This window comes from Marinobacter azerbaijanicus (assembly GCF_030250645.1).
GTDB lineage: Bacteria > Pseudomonadota > Gammaproteobacteria > Pseudomonadales > Oleiphilaceae > Marinobacter > Marinobacter azerbaijanicus.
Genome location: NZ_JASSVS010000004.1, coordinates 213,025 through 233,259, shown reverse-complemented (window position 1 = coordinate 233,259; position 20,235 = coordinate 213,025). Strand labels below are relative to the sequence as shown.

Annotated in this window: 22 protein-coding genes and 1 pseudogene; 7 read left to right on the top strand and 16 right to left on the bottom strand. The window is 58.5% G+C overall.

What is annotated here, in order from left to right:
• The first annotated feature begins 73 nt into the window (after positions 1 to 73).
• The gene (gene wrbA, locus QPM17_RS10200) at positions 74 to 673 is read left to right on the top strand and encodes an NAD(P)H:quinone oxidoreductase (protein WP_285390588.1); all 600 of its coding nucleotides are present in this window, start codon (positions 74 to 76) and stop codon (positions 671 to 673) included.
• A 73-nt stretch (positions 674 to 746) separates the two neighbouring features.
• Here wrbA and QPM17_RS10195 read toward each other — a convergent pair whose 3' ends face one another.
• The 9 genes and pseudogenes from QPM17_RS10195 to QPM17_RS10155 form a co-directional block, all read right to left on the bottom strand.
• A complete protein-coding gene (locus QPM17_RS10195; RefSeq protein ID WP_285390587.1) occupies positions 747 to 1,478 on the bottom strand; it encodes a Crp/Fnr family transcriptional regulator in 732 nt (243 codons plus the stop codon).
• A 274-nt stretch (positions 1,479 to 1,752) separates the two neighbouring features.
• Positions 1,753 to 3,243, bottom strand: coding sequence for a nitrite reductase (locus QPM17_RS10190; protein WP_285390585.1), 1,491 nt, complete (start codon positions 3,241 to 3,243; stop codon positions 1,753 to 1,755).
• Positions 3,240 to 4,076: pseudogene (gene cobA / locus QPM17_RS10185) on the bottom strand (uroporphyrinogen-III C-methyltransferase); the annotation flags it as partial. The pseudogene cobA and the gene QPM17_RS10190, both read right to left, overlap by 4 nt.
• Before the next feature lie 38 nt (positions 4,077 to 4,114).
• Complete coding sequence (nirJ, locus tag QPM17_RS10180) at positions 4,115 to 5,311, bottom strand: heme d1 biosynthesis radical SAM protein NirJ (protein ID WP_285390581.1); 1,197 nt, start codon at positions 5,309 to 5,311, stop codon at positions 4,115 to 4,117.
• A gap of 13 nt (positions 5,312 to 5,324) precedes the next feature.
• Positions 5,325 to 5,840 (bottom strand): siroheme decarboxylase subunit beta, encoded by a 516-nt coding sequence (gene ahbB / locus QPM17_RS10175; protein ID WP_285390580.1) that lies wholly within the window; start codon positions 5,838 to 5,840, stop codon positions 5,325 to 5,327.
• Positions 5,815 to 6,306 carry an Lrp/AsnC family transcriptional regulator gene (locus QPM17_RS10170; protein ID WP_285390579.1) on the bottom strand — a complete coding sequence of 164 codons (492 nt, stop codon included), beginning with the start codon at positions 6,304 to 6,306 and terminating at the stop codon, positions 5,815 to 5,817. Before QPM17_RS10170 ends, ahbB (QPM17_RS10175) begins: the two co-directional genes overlap by 26 nt.
• Positions 6,290 to 6,790: a siroheme decarboxylase subunit beta gene (ahbB, locus tag QPM17_RS10165; RefSeq protein WP_285390759.1), complete on the bottom strand. Its 501-nt coding sequence runs from the start codon at positions 6,788 to 6,790 to the stop codon at positions 6,290 to 6,292. Before ahbB (QPM17_RS10165) ends, QPM17_RS10170 begins: the two co-directional genes overlap by 17 nt.
• A gap of 41 nt (positions 6,791 to 6,831) precedes the next feature.
• On the bottom strand, positions 6,832 to 7,296 hold the full coding sequence (locus QPM17_RS10160) for an AsnC family transcriptional regulator (RefSeq protein WP_285390578.1): 465 nt from the start codon (positions 7,294 to 7,296) through the stop codon (positions 6,832 to 6,834).
• Positions 7,297 to 7,323: 27 nt separating this feature from the next.
• Complete coding sequence (locus QPM17_RS10155) at positions 7,324 to 9,048, bottom strand: nitrite reductase (protein ID WP_285390576.1); 1,725 nt, start codon at positions 9,046 to 9,048, stop codon at positions 7,324 to 7,326.
• A gap of 257 nt (positions 9,049 to 9,305) precedes the next feature.
• On the opposite strand from QPM17_RS10155, the gene QPM17_RS10150 reads away from it, so the two are divergent.
• The 5 genes from QPM17_RS10150 to QPM17_RS10130 are packed head-to-tail and all read left to right on the top strand — an operon-like array spanning position 9,306 to position 12,740.
• A complete protein-coding gene (locus tag QPM17_RS10150) occupies positions 9,306 to 9,617 on the top strand; it encodes a c-type cytochrome (RefSeq protein WP_285390575.1) in 312 nt (103 codons plus the stop codon).
• Positions 9,618 to 9,643: 26 nt separating this feature from the next.
• Positions 9,644 to 10,861: a cytochrome D1 domain-containing protein gene (locus QPM17_RS10145; protein ID WP_285390573.1), complete on the top strand. Its 1,218-nt coding sequence runs from the start codon at positions 9,644 to 9,646 to the stop codon at positions 10,859 to 10,861.
• 25 nt (positions 10,862 to 10,886) lie between these two features.
• Positions 10,887 to 11,615, top strand: coding sequence for a type 2 periplasmic-binding domain-containing protein (locus QPM17_RS10140; protein WP_285390758.1), 729 nt, complete (start codon positions 10,887 to 10,889; stop codon positions 11,613 to 11,615).
• Positions 11,612 to 12,400 (top strand): CbbQ/NirQ/NorQ/GpvN family protein, encoded by a 789-nt coding sequence (locus QPM17_RS10135; RefSeq protein WP_285390572.1) that lies wholly within the window; start codon positions 11,612 to 11,614, stop codon positions 12,398 to 12,400. The genes QPM17_RS10140 and QPM17_RS10135 overlap by 4 nt, the downstream gene beginning before the upstream one ends.
• On the top strand, positions 12,387 to 12,740 hold the full coding sequence (locus QPM17_RS10130; RefSeq protein ID WP_285390571.1) for a hypothetical protein: 354 nt from the start codon (positions 12,387 to 12,389) through the stop codon (positions 12,738 to 12,740). The genes QPM17_RS10135 and QPM17_RS10130 overlap by 14 nt, the downstream gene beginning before the upstream one ends.
• Before the next feature lie 143 nt (positions 12,741 to 12,883).
• Here the strand turns inward: QPM17_RS10130 and QPM17_RS10125 are convergent, their stop codons facing one another.
• Genes QPM17_RS10125 through QPM17_RS10100 form a run of 6 tightly spaced genes read right to left on the bottom strand, consistent with a single transcriptional unit; the run spans position 12,884 to position 18,432 of the window.
• Positions 12,884 to 13,123, bottom strand: a complete 240-nt coding sequence (locus tag QPM17_RS10125; protein ID WP_285390569.1) for a cytochrome C oxidase subunit IV family protein — start codon at positions 13,121 to 13,123, stop codon at positions 12,884 to 12,886.
• Between the two features lie 12 nt (positions 13,124 to 13,135).
• Positions 13,136 to 13,708, bottom strand: a complete 573-nt coding sequence (locus QPM17_RS10120; protein ID WP_285390568.1) for a cytochrome c oxidase subunit 3 — start codon at positions 13,706 to 13,708, stop codon at positions 13,136 to 13,138.
• Between the two features lie 5 nt (positions 13,709 to 13,713).
• Positions 13,714 to 15,537 (bottom strand): nitric oxide reductase activation protein NorD, encoded by a 1,824-nt coding sequence (locus QPM17_RS10115; protein ID WP_285390566.1) that lies wholly within the window; start codon positions 15,535 to 15,537, stop codon positions 13,714 to 13,716.
• On the bottom strand, positions 15,522 to 16,499 hold the full coding sequence (locus QPM17_RS10110; RefSeq protein ID WP_285390565.1) for a 4Fe-4S binding protein: 978 nt from the start codon (positions 16,497 to 16,499) through the stop codon (positions 15,522 to 15,524). The genes QPM17_RS10115 and QPM17_RS10110 overlap by 16 nt, the downstream gene beginning before the upstream one ends.
• Before the next feature lie 57 nt (positions 16,500 to 16,556).
• The gene (locus QPM17_RS10105; protein WP_285390564.1) at positions 16,557 to 17,972 is read right to left on the bottom strand and encodes a cbb3-type cytochrome c oxidase subunit I; all 1,416 of its coding nucleotides are present in this window, start codon (positions 17,970 to 17,972) and stop codon (positions 16,557 to 16,559) included.
• Positions 17,973 to 17,982: 10 nt separating this feature from the next.
• A complete protein-coding gene (locus tag QPM17_RS10100; protein WP_285390563.1) occupies positions 17,983 to 18,432 on the bottom strand; it encodes a c-type cytochrome in 450 nt (149 codons plus the stop codon).
• A 191-nt stretch (positions 18,433 to 18,623) separates the two neighbouring features.
• Here QPM17_RS10100 and QPM17_RS10095 point away from each other — a divergent pair, with 191 nt between their 5' ends.
• A complete protein-coding gene (locus tag QPM17_RS10095; RefSeq protein WP_285390561.1) occupies positions 18,624 to 19,547 on the top strand; it encodes an AEC family transporter in 924 nt (307 codons plus the stop codon).
• A gap of 8 nt (positions 19,548 to 19,555) precedes the next feature.
• Here QPM17_RS10095 and QPM17_RS10090 read toward each other — a convergent pair whose 3' ends face one another.
• A complete protein-coding gene (locus QPM17_RS10090) occupies positions 19,556 to 20,119 on the bottom strand; it encodes a ferritin-like domain-containing protein (RefSeq protein ID WP_285390560.1) in 564 nt (187 codons plus the stop codon).
• Positions 20,120 to 20,235: the final 116 nt, after the last annotated feature.

Below are 20,235 nucleotides of genomic sequence, written 5' to 3'. Positions count from 1 at the left end.
CGATTTTTCGTTACCTGTCCTTGGAGTAGCCTTGGCACATTCATTAACTGCAACAAGCAGGAGGCTCTGAACTATGGCAAAGGTACTTGTTCTTTATTACTCCATGTATGGGCATATTGAGACTATGGCCAGCACCGTCGTTGAAGGCGCAAAAGGCGTCGCCGGTGCTGAGGTGACCGTCAAGCGTGTTCCGGAAACCATGTCCGACCAGGCATTCCTGGGCGCTGGCGGAAAATCCGACCAGGCGGCACCCGTAGCGGACCCGAAGGAGTTGCCGGAATATGATGCTGTCATCTTCGGCACGCCGACTCGGTTCGGCAACATGTCCGGTCAGATGCGCACGTTCCTGGACCAGACCGGCGGCCTCTGGGCAGAGGGTAAACTCCACGGCAAGCTGGCCAGCGTGTTCACGTCCACGGGAACCGGTGGCGGCCAGGAACACACCATCAGCTCGTTCTGGACCACACTGGCCCACCACGGCATGGTGATTGTGCCCCTTGGTTATGGCATTCCGGACTTCTTCGATGTCTCGGAGATGAACGGAGGCACGCCCTATGGCGCCTCGACCATCGCCGGTGGTGACGGCTCCCGCCAGCCCAGCGAGAAAGAACTGAACATTGCCCGCTATCAGGGCAGGCATGTGGCGGAACTGGCAGTGAAGCTGTTCGGCTGATAGTTGTTGCATTGATCAAGCGTTGAGCGTTTTCCAGGGTAGCAGGCGAGAGTTTGCTGCCCTTTTTTGCGCGTTATCTCCGCGCCTCTGCTGTGCCCTGTTTCGGTTTATTCACCGCGCCGGTTTTGAGCCGGGAAAAGGTTGCCGGCACTACGCCCAGCCAGGAAGCCAGCTGATTGTCGGGCACACGTTTGACCAGCTCCGGATATTCTTCCAGCAGCAACTGGTAGCGTTCGCCGGCGGACATGGTGTGTTTCCGGAACTCCCTCATACTGGTCAGTTCCGCCATTTCCTCGGTCAGTACCAGCGCGAATCGCGGCCATAGCCCTTCCCCGTGAGACTGGATTGCGGAGCGGAAGGCAGCAAAATCAGCCACCCACGCAGTGACCGGGGTTACGCTCGTCAGGCAGAGGGTATTTCGCACCGTGCGGCTGCGGCCGAAAACCGGCCAGACCATGTCGCCCTCGGAAAAGAAATGGTGCACGGCAACCTTGCCGCTTGGTGCTTCCCGGAATAGTCGCATGATGCCGTACTGGATCAGGTAAACGTTGGCCCAGGGGGTGTCATGTTTCTCCAGGGTGGTTTCGGCATCCACTCTGCGCTGGTGGAACAGGCGGGCGAGGTCTGCCAGAAACCGTGCATCTGGCTCGTTTTCATGCCCTGCCAGGCGAATACCGAATATACGGCTCAGGCCGTTGAGGAGCGCCGTCGACTCTGGCGCGGCATCCTGCTGGATTATGTCTGGATTGTTGTCTCCCAGCATGCAAGGTGCGGAAGACACGACAGGCCTGAATTGACTGTTCATGTCATTGATCCGTTGATGAATGTCTCATTAATTATGGTATCAAAAAAACATCTTTTAAAATGACTTAAATCATTAAGCCTTTTTCACTGAGTCGATTAATGCAGAAGGTTAGCGGGAGGCCCGGGCGTGGGGGTATCTTCCGAAACTGTGCGGAGCCATGGATGGCGGAGCTCAAGCGTCACATGGACGTGCCGAAGGAGCGTGTTTCGGAAGATACCCCCACGCCCGGGCCTAATCTCCAGGTGAGCGGCGAAGGCTGAGGAGGCCAACTCCCTCAGTGGCTGGTTCCTTCCTCATAGTTGATCTTGTTCCAGACGTTATATTTGCCAGAAGGCTTGTTCATGGGAATGCGCTTTTCCTCCTCCAGTGTATCGGCGTCATAGACGATTACCGCGCCGTCGTTATCCCAGATACTCAGCAGTAGCTTTTCACCGTAGCGGTCGAATTCCACGTGTGCAGCGACTTTGCCCGGAGCGGGCTGCAGCGTTTTGACGATTTCCAGGGTCTGCTTGTCGATGACGTGGACCTTGTCCTTGTTGGGGCCGAAGAACACATCCACCCAGGCGTAGCGGGAGTTCTCGTGGCTGCGCATGAAGAAGCCAGGGCCTTCGGTTTCAAGGGTTTTGATCACCTGCCAGTTGTCCATGTCGATAATGGAAACCGCACCGGTGCGGAAGTGGGGGGTGGCCATCACCCTTGTGCCCTGGTACCCCCAGGTGATGCCCGAGCCCAGGTGCGGCATGCCAGGAAGGGGCAGGTCAGCGACGGTTTTGCCGGTGTCCAGGTTGATTACCAGGCCATGTTTGCCATCTCGGGCAGCCCCGATGACGTGTTCGTAGCCCGGGTCGAAGAAGAAGTCATCCAGCCAGGTGTCTGTCTGCATCCGGCGGACGTTGGGCTTGCCGTCTTCCACCGTGATTTCCCAGGCTTCGGGAATGTCCTTGAGCGCGGCAATGAAACTGTTCCGGGGTGGCGCAGCGTACACGGCGCTGACGCGTGAGCTGTCGCCAGCGCCGTTTTCTACCGGGATGATGTCCATCAGTTCCAGGTTATCGGCGCCAAACAGCACCAGGGTATGAGGCAGGTAGTTTGCCGCCATCACGTACTTCCCGTCAGCAGAGACGGCAATGTTGCGCATGTTGATGCCGGCGCGGACTTCCGCTGTCACTTTCAGGTTGTACAGATCGTATTTGGTGATCCATCCATCCCTTGAGCCGAAATAGACATAGCGGCCATCCGGGCTGTATTTCGGGCCGCCATGCAGGGCGTAGCGACTCGGGAAGCGGTGGATGGGTTCCATCTTGTCACCATCAAGCAGGGTGACGTGATGGTCTCCGATTTCCACCACCAGGAACAGGTTCATCATATCGGCCTGGTAAACCGGTTCATCGGGCAGGGTGCCGTGGGAGTGGGGCAATAAATGACTGTCGAGAATTTCCACCTGCCCCCAGGTCGGTATGCTTGCAGGGGGGAGGTAGATGTAGTCTGCCAGTGCGGTGATCGATTCTGAGTCAAGAATATCGTCGAAGGCCGGCATCTGGGTTGCTGGCCGGCCGTCCCTGATGGCGTCCACCGCCTGAGTTTTCCTGAGCCGGGAGAGATTGTCCGGCAGCAGGGCCGGGCCCATGCCGCCCAGGCGGTCAGTGCCGTGACAGCTGGCGCAGTGTTGCTGATAGAGCGCTTCAGTCCCGGAGTCGGCCTGTAACGCGGCAGGAAGCAGCAGGCTGGTGGCCAGAACCAGCAGTGTCTGTTTGCGGATCATCATGCCGGCCGGCCTCCCGCACTGGCTGCAATGGCTGAGTTGTGGCCGGACTGCCACCCGGCGGCAGTGGGCTGGGCCAGTTTGTCGGCCAGGCGGACAACCTCACCTACGATAATCAGTGTGGGCGGCTGGAAACCTTCACTGACGATGGTGGCTTCCAGGTTTTCCAGTGTGGTCACTGCCATGTGCTGTTGCGGCGTGGTTCCCCGTTCCACCAACGCAACCGGGCAGTCTCCGGGCAGACCATGGGCGATAAGTTCGCGGACAATGGTCGGAGCGTTATGCAGCCCCATGTAGAATACCCGTGTCTGCCCCGGCGCTGCGAGCACGCGCCAGTTCAGCTCCAGGGACTGATCAGACTTACGGTGGCCGGTGACGAAGGTCACGCTCTGGGAGTAATCCCGGTGAGTCAGTGGTATGCCGCAGTAGGAGGCGCAGCCAGCAGCGGAGGTGATGCCCGGTACCACCTGAAAATCAATGTTATTATCCACCAGAAATTCCGCTTCCTCGCCGCCACGGCCGAAAATATAGGGGTCCCCACCTTTCAGGCGCACAACCCGGCGCTGCTTTACGGCTAGTTGCACCAGCAGTTCATTGGTGTCCTCCTGGGGTACGTAATGGCAACCGCTGGCTTTACCCACATGGATGCACTCGGCCGCAGGGTTCACCAGTTCCATAATCTGTGGCGACACCAGACGGTCATACACAATGGCGTCGGCCTGCTGGATCAGCATCAGCGCCCGCAGCGTCAGCAGGCCCGGGTCACCGGGACCGGCTCCGACAATGGCAACTTCTCCCACCCGTAAGGGTTGTCCCGCCAACTGGAACTCCACCAGGCACTTCTTCCTTTGGCTGGTTGTCATGATGCTTGTCCTTACAGGTTGTGAACCGGAATCTCGGTCACCGGAGCGGCTACGCGCCGGGGCATGTCGATGACACCGATCTCTTCGTTGGTGAGGTAACAACCGGGGTCCTCTTCCCAGAAGTCACCGGAAATGTTGTAGGCCCGGACACGGGTATTGCCGTTGCAGATGGCCAGATACCGGCAGTCGGCGCAGCGCCCCTTGACCGGGCGTGGACTCTGGCGAAAGCCAGCCATCAGCGCATCGCTGGCCTCGGACCATATCCGGGAGAAAGGCTGATTGCGGACATTACCCAGGTTGTAGTCCCACCAGAAGGTGTCCGGATGTACTTCCCCAAGGTTGTCAATATTGGAAATGTTCACGCCGGACGCATTGCCTCCCCAGTACTTCAACCTTTGTTCCAGGGCCGGAACCTGGTCCGGGTAATGTTCCGCGGCCCACTGCAGCAGGAACGGGCCGTCGGCGTCATTGTTGCCGGTTACGTATTCCCGCTCGATGCCGCGCTGGAGCTCATCGTGGCAGTGATCGAACAGCAGGGTCATGGCCTCGCGGGTCATGTCGTACCAGGCATCCCGCTTGCGGTTGCGGCCGCCCCGGCCGGAATAGTTCAGGTGCGACAGGTAGAATTTGTCGATGTCGTGCTCGTCCAGCAGCCTGAGCATGTCCGGCAACTGGGGAAAGTTGTCCTGGGTAAGGGTGAAGCGCAGGCCAACCTTTATGCCGGCGCTCTTGCACAGTTCCACCGCTTTCATGGAAGCGGCGAAGGCGCCTTTTTTCTGGCGGAACTCGTCGTGGGTCCGCTCCAGACCGTCGATGCTGATGCCGACATAGTCGTAACCGGCCTCAGCAATCTGCCGGATGTTTTCCTCGGTGATCAGTGTGCCATTGGTGGAAAGGCCCACGTAGAACCCCTTGGCTTTGGCGCGACGGGAGATGTCGAAAATATCGGGACGCATCAGCGGCTCGCCGCCGGAAAGGATCAGCACGGGGACACCGAACGCCTTGAGGTCATCCATCACCGTGTAGACCTCATCGGTGCTCAGTTCACCCTTGAAGTCCACATCGGCGGAGATGGAGTAGCAGTGCTTGCAGGTGAGGTTGCAGCGGCGAATCAGGTTCCAGATCACTACCGGGCCGGCCGGTTTCGGAATCGGGCGCACCGGAGCCGGATTCATCAGGCTCTTGATGTAGCGGGTCATTCTGAACATGGTGCTTCCTCTCTCATGATTTCCGCAGCCGCAGACCGGTTTTCTTGAGAATGGCCGAGCTGTAGAGAATGGTGTGGCCCTCGCTGGTGTCTCCGATTACGGCCTTGATCTGTGATGCCTTGTCTTCAACTTCTTCACGGCTGGTGCCATGGACCATGGCAAACAGGTTGTAGCGCCAGTAGGGCAGGTGTCGCGGGCGTCGGTAGCAGTGGCTTACGAACGGCAGTTCGCCGACCCGCCGCCCCATGTCGGATATGGCGTCGTCATGGACGTCCCATACCGTCATGCCATTGAAGCGATAACCCAGGCGGTAGTGATCGGGCACGGCGGCAACACGGCGGATAACCCCGGCATCCTGCATGCGCTGGAAACGCGCCAGCACCTCGTCTGCCGGCAGTCCCAGCTCCATGCCCAGCGTGCCCCAGGGATCCGGTACCAGAGGCAAACCGCCCTGGGTGGCCAGAATCAGTTGCCGATCGAGTTTGCAGAGCACGTAACCGGGCTCAGACCGGGAAGTGGAGATGGACATGGAACTCTTCCTCTTTGGGCATGTTGTAGACGGGATACCCTGTTGCGGATTCGATCCGGGCAATGACCCGAGCTATGTCATCAGGGTTCTCCGTTGCCACAACAAACCACATGTTCAGTTCATGCTCCCGGCGGTAGTTGTGGGCCACCTCATTGAACCGGTTTACCTGCTGCGTGACCGTCTCGAATTCCTCCGCCGGGATGCGCATGGCTGCCAGAGACAGGCCGCCCCCCATTTCTCCGGCATGAAACATCGGGCCAAAGCGCGTGAGGATGCGACGGTCAAGGAGGTCCTGAAGGGTGTGTAGAAGCTCCTGCTCGGTCAGTCCCAGTTCACCGGCTACTGCCGCGTAGGGCGCGTGCACCATCGGCAGCCCTGTCTGCAGCCTGTTGATAACGGACCGCTCCACCTCACTGAACGTGGGCGCCGTCGCCAGGTCCGGCTGGTGTTCAGTCATGGCTGACATAACGTCCTCCCCTTTGCCGATAAGCTCTGGTACTGAACAGCACCGCATGAGGCACCTGTTCCAGGCTATGGTCTGTAATCAGGGTTGTCAGCTGGCTAAAAACCAGTTTCCGGTCAACACCATGGATCATGCAGAACAGATTGTAGGGCCAGTCCGGCTGCCGGCGCGGGCGCTGATAGCAGAGCGTAATAAACGGCGCACGTGCCAAACTCCGGCCAAGGTTCTGGACCTGATCATCAGGTATGTCCCAGACCACCATGGCATTGGCGGTGTAACCCAGCGTCCGATGCCGCACTACCAGTCCGAATCGCTTGATAAGCCCCTGGGCCTGCCACTGCCTGATGGCAGCCATTACCTCCTGTTCAGACAGCCCGGTCATCTCTGCCAGCGCCTGATAAGGGCGCTGTGTCAGGGGAATGCCAAGTTCCAGCTGCCGCCGAAGGCGTAACAATCCCCAGGCACTGACTGAGCCGGGGCCGGCAATGTCCGGGATCCCAGCCAGATAGTCCGTGGAAGGAGAAACAGTCACGGCAGGGCCTCCCAGTCAATATCAAAGCCCAGATCGATGTGGTAACCCTCCACCATCGGCAGGCGCAGCATGGGAAGCCTGAGTTTGTGTTCCAGATCGTCAAGCCGCTCTTCCAGAGTATCTTCATCAGGCGCGGTCATGACGAACCAGAGATTGTAGGTGTGTTCCCGGGCATAGTTATGGTTCACTCCCGGGGCACGGTTGATCCGGGCGGCGACCAGATCCATCTGTTCCTCCGGTGCCGCCACGGCAGCCAGCAGGCTCGCGCCCGCCCGGCTGTGTTCGAAGACCGGTCCGACCCGGCTGAGAACCTGACTGTCCTGAAGCGACTGCAGCCGCTCGATGACCTCCCCTTCGGCAATACCCAGTTTCCGGGACATCTCCTCATAAGGCCTTTCGCAGACGGGCAGTTCCCGCTGGTAAAGGTTGATCAGCTGTCTGTCAGTGTTATCCAGTCTCATCAGTGCTCTCCTCCGGGCCGGAACCGATCAGTACACGTCGTGCTGGGTGTTGTAGACGTTGAACTTGCCTGTTGGTGTGACAAGCCTCTCGTCGGTGATCACCTTCTTCAGCTCGCGCGTCTTGTCATCGACAATCACCAGGGCGGATTTCTTGTCCTGGGTGTTCCACACCGAGAACCAGACTTCGTCGCCCTCAACGTTGTACTCCGGCTGCACGACCCGTTTTGGCCCTTCACCAAGCTCTGCCCATTCAGCAATCGGAAGCACTTCATAGCCGGCCTCGAAATTGTTGATGTCGAATACGGCAACGCTCTGACTAATCGCCTCGGCAGGGTTCAGCGCAGTATCCACCCACAGGTTGGCGGATTTCGGATGGGTCTTGATGAACAGCGATCCACCGCCCTGGCCGTCCAGGGTTCTGACGACTTTCCAGGCCTTGTCCGGATGGCCTTCGGGATCAGTGCCGATCATCTGGATGGTCGGGTCGCCCAGATGGCTGGTTGCCCATACCGGCCCGTGCTCCGGATCTATGAAGTTGGCACCGCGGCCAGGATGGGGAATCTTGCCGACATCCACCATGGCCTCGAGGTTGCGATCCAGGGAATCCACCACTGCAATCTTGTCGGACTGGTTGGCGGCCGTCAGGAAGTAACGCATGCTGCTGTCCCAGCCGCCATCGTGCAGGAACCGGGCCGCATCAATGTTGGTGATGGACAGGTTGTCCAGGTCCTCGTAATTCACCAGCATGATCTTGCCGGTTTCCTTCACGTTGACGATGAACTCCGGATGCTTGTGGGAGGCCACAATGGCGGCGACCCGGGGCTCAGGGTGATACTCCTGGGTGTCTACCGTCATGCCCCGGGTGCCGACGATTTTCTTCGGTTCCAGGGTTTTTCCGTCCATGATCACGAACTGTGGTGGCCAGTAAGTGCCTGCAATCGCGAGCTTGTCTTCCCAGCCCTTGTACTTGGAGGTTTCCACCGAGCGGGCTTCCATACCGACCTTGATCTTGGCAACGGTGTCGGGTTCTTCCATCCACAGGTCGATCATGTTGACCAGCGCATCCCGGCCGATCACGAAGACATAACGACCGGAGGCGGACATGCGGGAAATATGGACGGCGTAGCCCGTGTCGATGATATGGGCAATCTCATGGGTGTCGCCATCAATCAGGGCAACCTGGCCGGCATCCCGCAGTGTCACACTGAACAGGTTCTTGAGGTTCAGGTCGTTCATCTGTCTGGTGGGGCGGTCTTCCGGCGGGACGACTACTTCCCAGGTGGCCTTCATGTCCTCAAGGCTGAACTCTGGAGGCTGAGGCGGCTCGTGCATGATGTACTTCGCCATCAGATCCACCTCTTCCTCGGTGAAGTCACCGGAGGTTAACCAGTTCGGCATGCCTGCCGGCGAGCCATAACTGATAAACGTCTTGAGGTAGTCGATGCCCCGCTCCTGAGTGATGTCAGGGGTCAGTGGCTTGCCGGTAGCGCCTTTGCGCAGCACACCATGACAACCGGCGCAGCGTTCGAAGTAGATCTGCTTGGCTTTTTCGAATTCGGCATCTGTAAGGTCCGGCGCGCCAGGGCTACGGACGATTTTGGCAGATTGCGGGTCCACCGAGCTGGCGGTACCCTCGTACGCCGTTGAAGATGGATCGGGATCCTTGGGGGCGCCATGTGCTGACATGACGCCCAGTGATGCAATGGCCAGGGCCAATGCCAAAGGCTGAAACAACAGGTTGGTTACTCTCATCAGGTTCTCTCCTTGGATTCAAGAGTCCCTCTAGGTTTCTCTTCTTCCCTTCCATGAACATTGATTAATGTCAGACGAATGAAATTAGTCAGACATATACCCACACGTGGGTATGTCCAATGAGTCCTGGCATTGGGTTTCGGTTTTAACCAATATCAAGGATGAGGTTTCTTGGGGGCGTCACGATGCTGGTATCAATGGGGAGGGCACAGCGCTTGAAATGTTTCTGGCTGGAGAGGAAAAGGCGAAGTCCTGTCGTGGTTGCCCTGTTGTCCGGGCTGCTCATCGCCCCGGCCGCCGCGGTTGGCACTGAAGAGGTGGAAGAGGCGCGCTTGGCCAACCTGGTGATCCAGGACTGCGGCTCCTGTCATGGCCTGACCCTGCGTGGAGGCCTCGGCCCGTCGTTGCGACCAGAGAGTCTGGAGCGTCTGCCGGTGGAGGCCATCGCCGCCATTATCCGGGAAGGTGTTCCCGGTTCCGCAATGCCACCCTGGAAGCCTCTGCTGACTCCCGAAGAGATTCACTGGATCAGCCGCCAACTGAAATCCGGCGCACTGGTTTCGCCCTGAACGCCAATCTGGAGGAATGACCCATAATGAAGCTTGAATTCAATCTGCCCGGTAAGCTGATAGCGGCGCTGCTTCTTGCTTTTGTCCTGGGCGGTTGTCAGGTGTTCACCGAAACACAGAGCCGTTCCGAAGTGATGGGCACCGGTGACCTGGGCCTGATTATCGAGCGGGCGAGCGGCTCGGTACTGGTCATCAACACATCCCGACACGAAGTGCTGGGTCGTATTGACGGGCTGGGGGATCTGTCACATGCCTCGGTGGTCTATTCGCGGGATGCCCGGTACGGGTATGTCTTCGGGCGGGATGGCGGCCTCACAAAGGTGGACCTGTTGAGTCAATCCGTTGTCGACCGTGTGATTCAGTCCGGTAACAGTATCGGCGGGGCGATTTCCCAGGATGGTCGCTACGTGGCGGTTTCCAATTACGAGCCTGGCGGCGTGAAAGTCTTTGACAGCCAGACACTGGAGCTGGTGGCGGAAATTCCCGCCACTTACACCAGCGGGGAAGGTCAGGTCGGTCAGTCAAAGACCGTCGGTCTGGTGGATGCGCCGGGGAACCTGTTTGTGTTCAGCCTGTTCGAGGCCGGAGAGATCTGGATTCTCGACATGAGCGACGACTCAGCTGAAGTCACCCGTTTCGAGGCTGGCGAGTCCCCTTACGATGCCCTCATTACACCGGATGGCCGTTATTACATTGCCGGCCTTTTTGGTGAAGATGGGCTGTCACTGCTGGACCTGTGGAACCCGGCACAGGGCGTTACCGAAATCCTTCCGGGCTATGGCAAGGGTGAACAGAAACTGCCAGTGTATAAAATGCCGCATCTGGAAGGCTGGGCCATCGCCGATGGACGGGCCTTCGTACCGGCGGTGGGCCACCATCAGGTGTTGGTGGCAGACATGAACGACTGGTCGCTGGTGGATCGAATTCCGGTGCAGGGCCAACCGGTGTTTGTGATGGCCAGCCCGGACAACCGCCAGATATGGGTGAGCTTTGCCCATCCGAACAACGATGTGGTGCAGGTGATCGATTCACAGACTCGCGACATTGTCCGTACCCTGGAACCCGGCAGCGCGGTGCTGCATATGGAATTCACGCCCCGGGGCGAAGAAGTCTGGGTCTCTGCCCGGGACAGTAACCGGGTAACCGTATACAACACCCGCACGCTGGAGCCAGTTGCGACCATCAATGCTGAAAAACCCAGCGGCATCTTCTTTACCAGCCGTGCTCATGCGCTCGGTTTGTAGGCCGGGAGCGTCGTTGTTGGGCGCTATGCTGGCGGGTTTTCTGGCGACGACGAACGCCGGAGCTGACAGCACCCGGGTACTGATCGGGATTGAGTCTGCGAGCGGTGCTACCACGGTTGCCCGCCACCGGCTGACAGAGTATCTGCGGACACAGGGTTGTGAAGCTGATATCCGCTTCGAAACCAGCACGCCGGGGCTTGCATTGGTGTTCCTGCCGGGAACTCCGCCAGAGACAGCAACGCAGCCCGATCTGGATGCGATTAACCGGGTCGGACAGCTTCCGGTACCAGTCTGGATTACCCGCAGAACGGCCGGTGTGAGGGATATCAGTGAGCTGGAAGGCCGTGACCTCGCCACCGTTGCTGGCGGTGACCCCCTGGGAGCTAGCCTGCCGCTGGCCGCGCTGCGGAAACAGGGCATCACACCCAGCTCCGGGCAGTTGTACGAAGCTGGTGATTACAGCTCTGCGCTCGGGTTGTTGCTCCATAACAATACCTACGCTGCGGTTTCGGAGCGGGGTTTTGTGAGGCCGTTTCTGGCCAGGAACAGCCTTGTGGTGAGCTGGTCTGGCGAGCCGGTAAAGGCGGCTGGATGGTATCGCCAGGCCGCCTGGAACAGGAAAGCGGAAGCTTGTGAGAGGGCGTTGACCAGACCACGGCGGCCAGACGATCCGCAGATGTTTGCGGTGTTCCCCGAATGGGTGTTTGGCTTTGCCTCACCCGACAGTCTGTATTCAGAGGATGTAAGCCGATGACGTTTTACCAACCGGTAGGCAATGAGATAGAACTCTTTCAGGCAGCGGCCGGCAATGGCCTGCCTGTGCTCATCAAAGGGCCGACCGGCTGCGGCAAGACCCGTTTTGTTCGGTTTATGGCAGAAAAACTCGGGCGACCGGTGTACACCGTTGCCTGCCACGACGATCTCACTGCTGCCGACCTGGTGGGCCGACACCTGATCGGCCCCGACGGCACCTACTGGCAGGACGGGCCATTGACTCGGGCGGTGCGTGAAGGCGGTATCTGCTACCTGGATGAAGTGGTGGAGGCTCGCAAGGACACCACGGTGGTGCTGCATCCGTTGGCCGACGACCGCCGGGAGCTGCCAATCGAGCGCACGGGTGAATTGTTGCAGGCTGCACCCGGTTTCATGCTGGTGGTGTCCTACAACCCGGGCTACCAGAGTCTGCTGAAGGGCATGAAACCCAGTACCCGTCAGCGCTTTGTTTCACTGAGCTTTGATTACCCGGAGGCGGCGGCCGAGCAGGCCATTGTGATTGAGGAGTCCGGTTGCGACCGGGAGCTGGCGGAGCAGCTAGTGGGCCTTGCCCGCTCCGTGCGTAATCTCAAAGACCATGATCTGGAGGAGGCGGCATCGACACGTCTTCTGATTCACACCGCTCACCTGGTTCGCGCCGGTGTGCCGGTTGCTGAGGCTTGTCGGGCCGGGATGATAGAGCCGTTGACCGATGACGAAGCAACCGTCAGCGCACTCATGGAGGTGGTGTATGCCGTATTCAGGAAGTCAGATGAAAACCAGTAGCGGTGCCGTGGTGCCGGTCGCCTGGTACCTGTTGAATCTGTTGTTACTGCCGTTTGTCGGGTTTGCTGTTTTGCTCTGTGTCTATCTCCTTTCGGAGAATGCGTCACCCTTGCGGAAGCTGCATGCCAAAGCGGCAGTCTGTATGTCGTTACTGGGAGCGGCGCTTATTGGCGGCGGCGTGGCTGTGTTCTGGCTGGTTTTCGGCAACAGCGGTGACTTCTGGACCAGTGCTATTGTCTGGTCCATCGTTCTGCACACGTCGTTTGTTCTTTGGGGAATGATTGCGCTGGCCCAGGCTATTGGTGACAAGCCTCCCTATTTTCCGCGACGTTTCAGTTGAATCTTTGAGCTTGGTGATGGAGCGGCCGGGCAGGCCTTTGCAAAACACACTCCTTGCGGCACATCCATGTGACGCTTGGGCTCCGCCATCCATGGCTCCGCACAGTTTTGCAAAGGCCTGCCCGGCCGCTCCTGCTACTCTTTTCAGTGGATTCCGCGGGTTGCTGCCAGGGCAGTAATAATGATTACTGCCCAAGCTTGCGACGCCAGTCTCCATCCCCAGGGCGCGTGCCGCATTTCCATGAAGTGATCCACCAGCAGAATCGCTTTCACGATAATCAGCGCAAACACCAGCCCCACCAGAACAGACGCGTCGGCGCCGGCCTGCATGGCGATCACCGGCGTCATGGTGCAGACGATCAGGGCAATGTATACCGCCAGCATTTGCTCTTCTCCTTACGCCAGAACGTACAGCATCGGAAACAACACCAGCCACACCAGGTCCACCATGTGCCAGTAGGATGCGCCGGACTCCATGCCGTTCATGTCATCACCGTTGTAGTCACCCCGCTTAACCTTCACCGCCAGTACCACCAGGATGATCTGGCCCAATATCACATGCATGAAGTGGAAGAAAGTGAGGAAGAAATAGAACATGAAGAAGGTGTCGGTGCCCAGGTTGTAGCCGTTGCTGTAGAGGTCGGCGTATTCCCACAGTTTACCGAAGGTGTAGATGCAGGAGGCTGCGATGGCGCCCGATAGCAGCGGGGTAACGCCCGTCTGGCGGTGGCGCAGGCGGTGGACGGCGACGGCTACCAGGTAGCTGGCGGTGATCAGGCCAATGGTATTGATCAGTCCGGTCCAGGGGTGCAATACCTGGCGTCCGGCGGCGAAGGTGTTCGGGTCGAGGTTGCGGGCCACGCCGAAACCGATGAACAGGATGCCGAAGACTGCCAGTTCCGCGAAAATGAAGAACCAGACGGCAAGGTCGCCGGGGAGGTGGTGGCGTGTCTGGGCTGATGTCTGCATGAGTGTCAGCGGGTCAGGTTCATGTAGAGTTTGGGTAGCTGCAACGGCAACTGCGTCGGGTCCTTGATCACCACGAAATGGTTGCTGCCAAAGACATAGGGCAGGTATTCGTTGGCATCATCGTCGATGGTGACGCAGAAGGGGGTCAGGCCGGCTTTGTGGGCCTCCTGGACGGCCATCCGGGTATCTTCCACGCCGTACCGGCCTTCATAAAGGTCCAGGTCATTGGGTTTGCCATCGGTGAGCAGGAGCAGGATCTTTTGATGTTCGTGGCGACCTTTCAGCAGATTTGTTGCCTGGCGGATAGCGGCACCCATTCGGGTGTAGTAACCCGGTTCCAGTGCCTGGATACGGCCCCGGCTGACATCATTATAGGGTTCATCGAAGGACTTGATGTGATGAAAGCGGATATGGTCCCGGCGGCGTGACGAGAATGCAAATATCGCAAAGGGGTCGCGGCTGGCCTGGAGTGCTTCGCTGAGCAGCTGTAAGCCATCCCGGGCGATATCGATCACCCGCTGGCTGTTGTTGATAAACGTATCGGTGGACATGGAAATGTCCGCCAGGATCAGGCATGCCAGGTCCCGCTGATTCTGCTTGCAGCGGCGGAACAACTTCTGGTTGATCACGCCGGTGCCCCTGCGATGCTGGACTTCCCGCTCCATGCAGGCGTCCAGGTCCAGTTCTTCGCCCTCGGTCTGCCGGCGCTCCCATTGTCGCATGGGTTTCAGTGCGTGGAACTGGCGGCGTAACCGCATGGCAGACCTGGACAAGTGTTCTGGCAGCCCGGTCGGCATGGAATCTTTACTCATCATGGGTTGCAGGCAACAGAACTTTTCCCGGTAACTCTTGCTGCGCCAGTCCCATTCCGGCAAGTGAATGCCCGGGCCCAGGTACAGGTCGTCGTTTTCTTCCGATGGCAGGTCCAGGTCGAACTTGATGGCGGAAGAGGCTTCCCTGCGGTCCTTGGAGACAGAAATCATGTCCATGTCATCCGCTACTGAGTCGGCATCGTCTTCCTCTGTGTCGTCACCGGCCCGGTCGACGGGAATGAATTCGCTCCATGAGAACAGGCTTTCCAGGCGAAACAGCATCAGGCCCTGGTCTTTATCGAATGCGTCCACCCGCTCAGCGCGGCGGCGCTTGCGCTTCTTCGCGAGGCCGCCGGGCGTTGATGTCAGGTTGTCGTCGCCGATGATCTGGCCGGTCACCTTGCCCAGAGCGACCGTAGGGTATAGCCAGATCACAACCGGCCAGGGGTCTGATTCTGCTGGCGGCAGTGTTTCTACGCTGCCGGGGTAGATCAGCGCCTGGCGAATGGCCTCCTCGCGGCGACTCTCCGCTGGGGGTAAACTCTCCGGATCCGGACGCCATTGCAGGGTATGGCGCACCAGGCGCTGATAGACCGGTTCCATCCCCGGCCATTTCGCCAGCAGGGTCTGAACCATGGCCTGGTTGCCGGTGAGCCAGTCGGCATCCGTGAGTTCGCCACGGGAAGCCAGTGCTGCCAACCAGAGGTACAGATCCCGGTTGACCTGCTTTGAGGGGAACAGCGCCAGGCGTTCCGGTAGCCGCAGGCTTTGTTCATCCCGCCAGGCCAGCTCGAATTTCTTGTGGGTACCTGCCAGTTTCTGCAAAAAGCGGCGCCGGGTGCGGAAGTGGCGGGGCTCTGCAGTAACCAGGCTTAATGCGGGGTCGCCTCCCATGGCACGGAACAATACACCCAGGGTGCGGGCTTCATCCTTGAGATGAACCGCATGCTCCGGGAACTCGCCCATGGCCTGGCGGGTGATGTATTCGTGCCATTTGAAGCCTACCCACTCTTCCATTTCAACTCCTCAGATTTGGCGCTTTGCTGGCGTGGTGGATTGACCTGGCGAACCGGAATCAGAATGGTCTGTTTACCGGGTTCACCCGGTTCCCAGCTCAGCAGGGAACCTTCCGGGTTGTTCTTCTGTACCTCGCGACACGCGCTCACACACTGCAGGCACTGGGTGCAGGTAAATTTGGCCCGCTTGTGACTGCGGGTCGGTAAGCGCATGGGACAGGCTTCATCACAGGCCTTTGTGCAATCCCGGCAAGCAGCGGCGCGCTTGGCATCAAAGGTGACCACTTTCCCTTTGCCATTGGTCATCCACGCAATGCTCTGGACGACCCCGAAGGCGCAGCCGTATTTGCAGAACAGATGCCGGGCGAACAGAAAATCCAGGGTAAAAAGTGAGGTGGCTACCGCAAGGAAAATCGCCGGGTACTTTGCCAGTTCACCGGTAACCAGGTCGGTATACAAGGGGATCGGCGGCAGCAGGTAGGACAGCATCGCCAGTGCCCAGGAAAAGCCGATCAGGGCGCAGACCAGCGCCAGTCCTGCCCAGTGCAGAGCCTTCCCCCGGCGGCCCCTCCTGAGGGCTTCGTACAGGGTCGGGCGGCCGGTTATTCGGGTCATCAGATGGTTGATGGTTTCCACCACCGAGAAATGCGGGCATAACCATCCGCAATATATCCGCCCCCATTTCCAGGCTATCCAGAGTACGAGCGGAACGAGCAGGGTGATGGGCAGCACAAACCAGAACAGGATCTGCCCGGCTACTTCCGCCGGTGAGCTCTGGGTGACCCAGGCCAGTTCAAGATTGAATGACAGGGGAAATCCGAAAAGCACGAAATGGGTTTCTGTCAGATCGTATCGGAAAATATTGAGCACCGGTGCAAGCAGAAACAGCAGAAAGAACGCGGCTCGTGTCAGTAGCCGCTTCTGCTGGAGGGTGTCATTGTCCTTTTGCGTCTGAGCATGCACGGTGAAGGTCCGTAGAGGGTTGAGCAGGCCGGGAAGCCGGTTCCCGGCCTGCTGTGCTTACGCGTCCTGGGTTGCAGGGCCGCGGACCTCTTCAGCAGGGGATGCCTGCCCCTTGATGAAGAAGCTGCCGAGGTAAACAATCAGGCCGGCCATGAAAAAAGCGCCTGCGACAAAGCGCATCCAGTAGAACAATGCGATGTTGTCCTGGGTAGCCATGAACGACAGTGCTTCTCCGCTGTCCGGGATCCGCTGCAGCCACACCTGCAGAACACCAGCGGCGGTCAGGAACAGAGTGATGAATACCATGGAAACCGTCATCAGCCAGAAGCCCCACATCTCGACTATCTGTGCAGTGTTGCTGTTGCCATAAGGTCTGCCGCGCATGATTGGTACTGCGTAGGAGATGATGGTCAGCACGATCATTACGTAGGCGCCGTAGAACGCCATGTGACCGTGGGCCGCGGTAATCTGGCTGCCGTGGGTATAGTAGTTGACCGGTGCCAGGGTGTGCAGGAAACCCCACACGCCGGCGCCCAGGAATGCCATTACCGCTGTACCCATGGCCCACAGCAGGGCGGCCTTGTTGGGGTGGTTGCGACGGCGCCGGTTGATCATGTTGAAGGCGAAGATCACCATCATGAAGAACGGCAGCGGCTCCAGGGCGGAGAACACGGAACCCAGCCATAGCCAGTATTCGGGCGGACCGATCCAGAAGAAGTGGTGCCCGGTACCGATGATGCCGGTAATCAGTGCCATGGCAATGATCACATACAACCATTTCTCGATGACTTCCCGGTCAACACCGGTCAGCTTGATCAGCACATAGGCCAGGATGGCACCCATGATCAGCTCCCAGACGCCTTCAACCCAGAGGTGTACCACGAACCACCAGAAGTACTTGTCGGTGGCCAGGTTGCCGGGGTTGTAGAAGGAGAACATCCAGAGTACCGCCAGGCCGATCAGACCGGTTATCAGCACGATGTTGACGACGGTTTTGCGGCCCTTCAGGGCAGTCATCATGATGTTGTACAGGAAACCGACGACCACAAGAGCAATACCGATCTTGGTGATGGTGGGTTGCTCAAGAAACTCCCTTCCCATCGTGGGCAGCAACTTGTTCATGGTCACATCAGCCAGGGTGGCATAGTCCACAAACAGGTAACCAAGGATGGTCAGGGTACCGGCGACAGCAAAAACCCAGAACAGTATCCAGGCCAGCAGCGGGCTGTGTAACTCGGTTTGCGCCTCTTCCGGAACCATGTAGTAGGTGGCGCCCATAAAGCCGAACAGAAGCCAGACAATCAGCAGGTTGGTATGAACCATGCGGGCGACGTTGAAGGGTATTTCCGGAAACAGGAAATCTCCGACCACGTACTGGAGACCCAGCACCAGGCCAAATACAATCTGGCCGACAAACAGAACCAGGGCAAAGATGAAGTAGGGCATTGCTACCCGTTGCGATTCATATTTCATGTGGGTTCCCTCAGCCTTCGATGTTGGGTGGCCAGTCGTTGTCGTCGATCTTCGATGTCCACTCCAGGAAGGCAGAGAGGTCATCAATCTCTTCATCGGTCAGATTGAAGTTCGGCATTTGCCTGCGACCCGGCACATTGGTGGGCATGGCGTTCATCCAGGCATTCATGTATGCCTTGAAGGTCTCTGTGTCGCCACCACCGCGGCGGTCAAATACGTTGGCAAGTTCCGGCGCAAAGTACGCGCCTTCGCCCATGATGGAATGGCAACCTACGCAGTTGTTGTTCTCCCAGACATGTTTGCCACGAACCACCTGGTCAGTGAGTTGGTCGCGGTTGTCCCGCTCGGGCATTGCCCGCACCTGAGTGTCCAAAGTCAGGGCCAGGAACAGCAGGACGAAGAATGCACTTCCTCCCAGATATATGTTCCTGGCCATGCTTTTGGTAAAGCGCTCGGCCATGGGTCTCTCTCCTTGGTTTTATGGAATACCTGACTGCCCGACTAGGATATAAAGATGCATCCAGAATGCTGTTGATGATTATCAAGCATGACGGGAGTTTTCACCATTGCGCCGGGGAGTTACCTCCAGAGGGGTAGGTGATAAACTCCGCGCTCTGTCTGTCCAGAAATTTCCCTCTGTCCGGAGTGCCGATGGCTGCTGCGTTTGCTCTTTTTCTAAAACTGATTCCGCTCTATGTGACGGTAACTCTGGGCTGGATTGCGCGGCGGTACCTTGATGCCAGTGGTAAACATATTGCCGGCATCATGCTTTACATCGTAACGCCGTCGGTGGTGTTCTCGGGCGTCATGGCAGCCCCCCTGTCAATGGAAGTGATCCTGCTGCCATTCCTGACTTTCGCCCTGTGCTCGGTCCTTGGGCTTGTGCACCTTGCGGTGGCCAGGCGGATAATCACCGACGGTAGTGCGAGCCTCATTCCCTTGTCGGTGGGAACCGGTAACACGGGATACTTCGGCATACCGGTGGCATTGCTGCTGTTTGGTCAGGAGGGGCTGGCGCTCTACATCGTGTGTATGCTGGGCACCACGTTATTCGAGAATTCCCTGGGCTTCTATCTGGCCGCACGGGGGCGCTATAGCCTGAGGGATGCCCTGGTACGAGTCGTGCGACTGCCTTCGGTCTACGCTTTTGCGCTCGCGGTCGTGCTGAACCTCTCCGGTTTTTCCATTCCTGAGGTCTTCACGCCCCTGTTCGACAACCTGCGCGGGGCATACAGCATTCTGGGCATGATGATCATCGGCATGGGCATCCTCAGTTTTCGCGGGCTGGCGGGTAACCTTCGCTTCACTGGCCTGGCCTTCGTTGGCAAGTTCGTGTCCTGGCCGGCAGTGGCGATGGCGTTGTGGTGGCTGGACGCCAATTTTCTGGGTATCTACGACCTGGCGGTGTACCAGGCAATTTTCCTGATCTCCATAACACCGATTGCGGCCAATACCGTCGTAATCGCCACACTGCTGGATACCGCCCCGCGACAGGCAGCGGGAACGGCTTTGCTCAGCACGCTGTTTGCCCTATTGTTTATCCCGGTAATGATTGCCTGGGTGTTCGGGCAATAAGCGGGTGCTCAATCATAATCCTGCAGCAGGCCGGCCATGTCGTCGGCGTGTTCTTCTTCCACCGCAAGAATCTCTTCCAGCATACGGCGCGTGGTCGGGTCATCGTCGCCCAGGTACTGAATGATCTCGCGGTAGCTGTCGATGGCGATGCGTTCCGCCACCAGGTCCTCTTCAATCATCTCCTTGAGCGTGTTGCCCTCAATGTATTCCGAGTGGGCGCGTGTTGACAGACTGTCCGGTGAAAAATTCGGATTGCCACCCAGTTGGGCTATGCGCCCGGCAATCTGGTCGGCGTGATCCTGCTCCTGTTGCGCGTGTTCGAGAAACTCCTGCGCTACGGCCTCGGCGTTGAGCCCGTTAGCGGCGTAGTAGTGATGCTTGTAACGCAGCACGCAGACAATCTCGGTGGCGAGTGCTTCATTGAGAATCCTGATCACGGTTTCGCGGTCAGCTTTGTATCCCTCGGTGATTGCACCGTCACGCATATTTTGACGGGCGCGTTCCCGGATCTTTTTGATGTCGGACAGAAACGGCTGCTTGTTGCTGGCCGGGGTATGTTTCGATGTACTCATGTACAACTCCTTCTGTCGATTGACTTGCAGCACTTTCTTTCTTGACAGAATAACCTTAGCACTGGAACGGAAACCCTGCACAGTGTACCGCTTTGAAGCCGGCCCGCAGCGGGGTC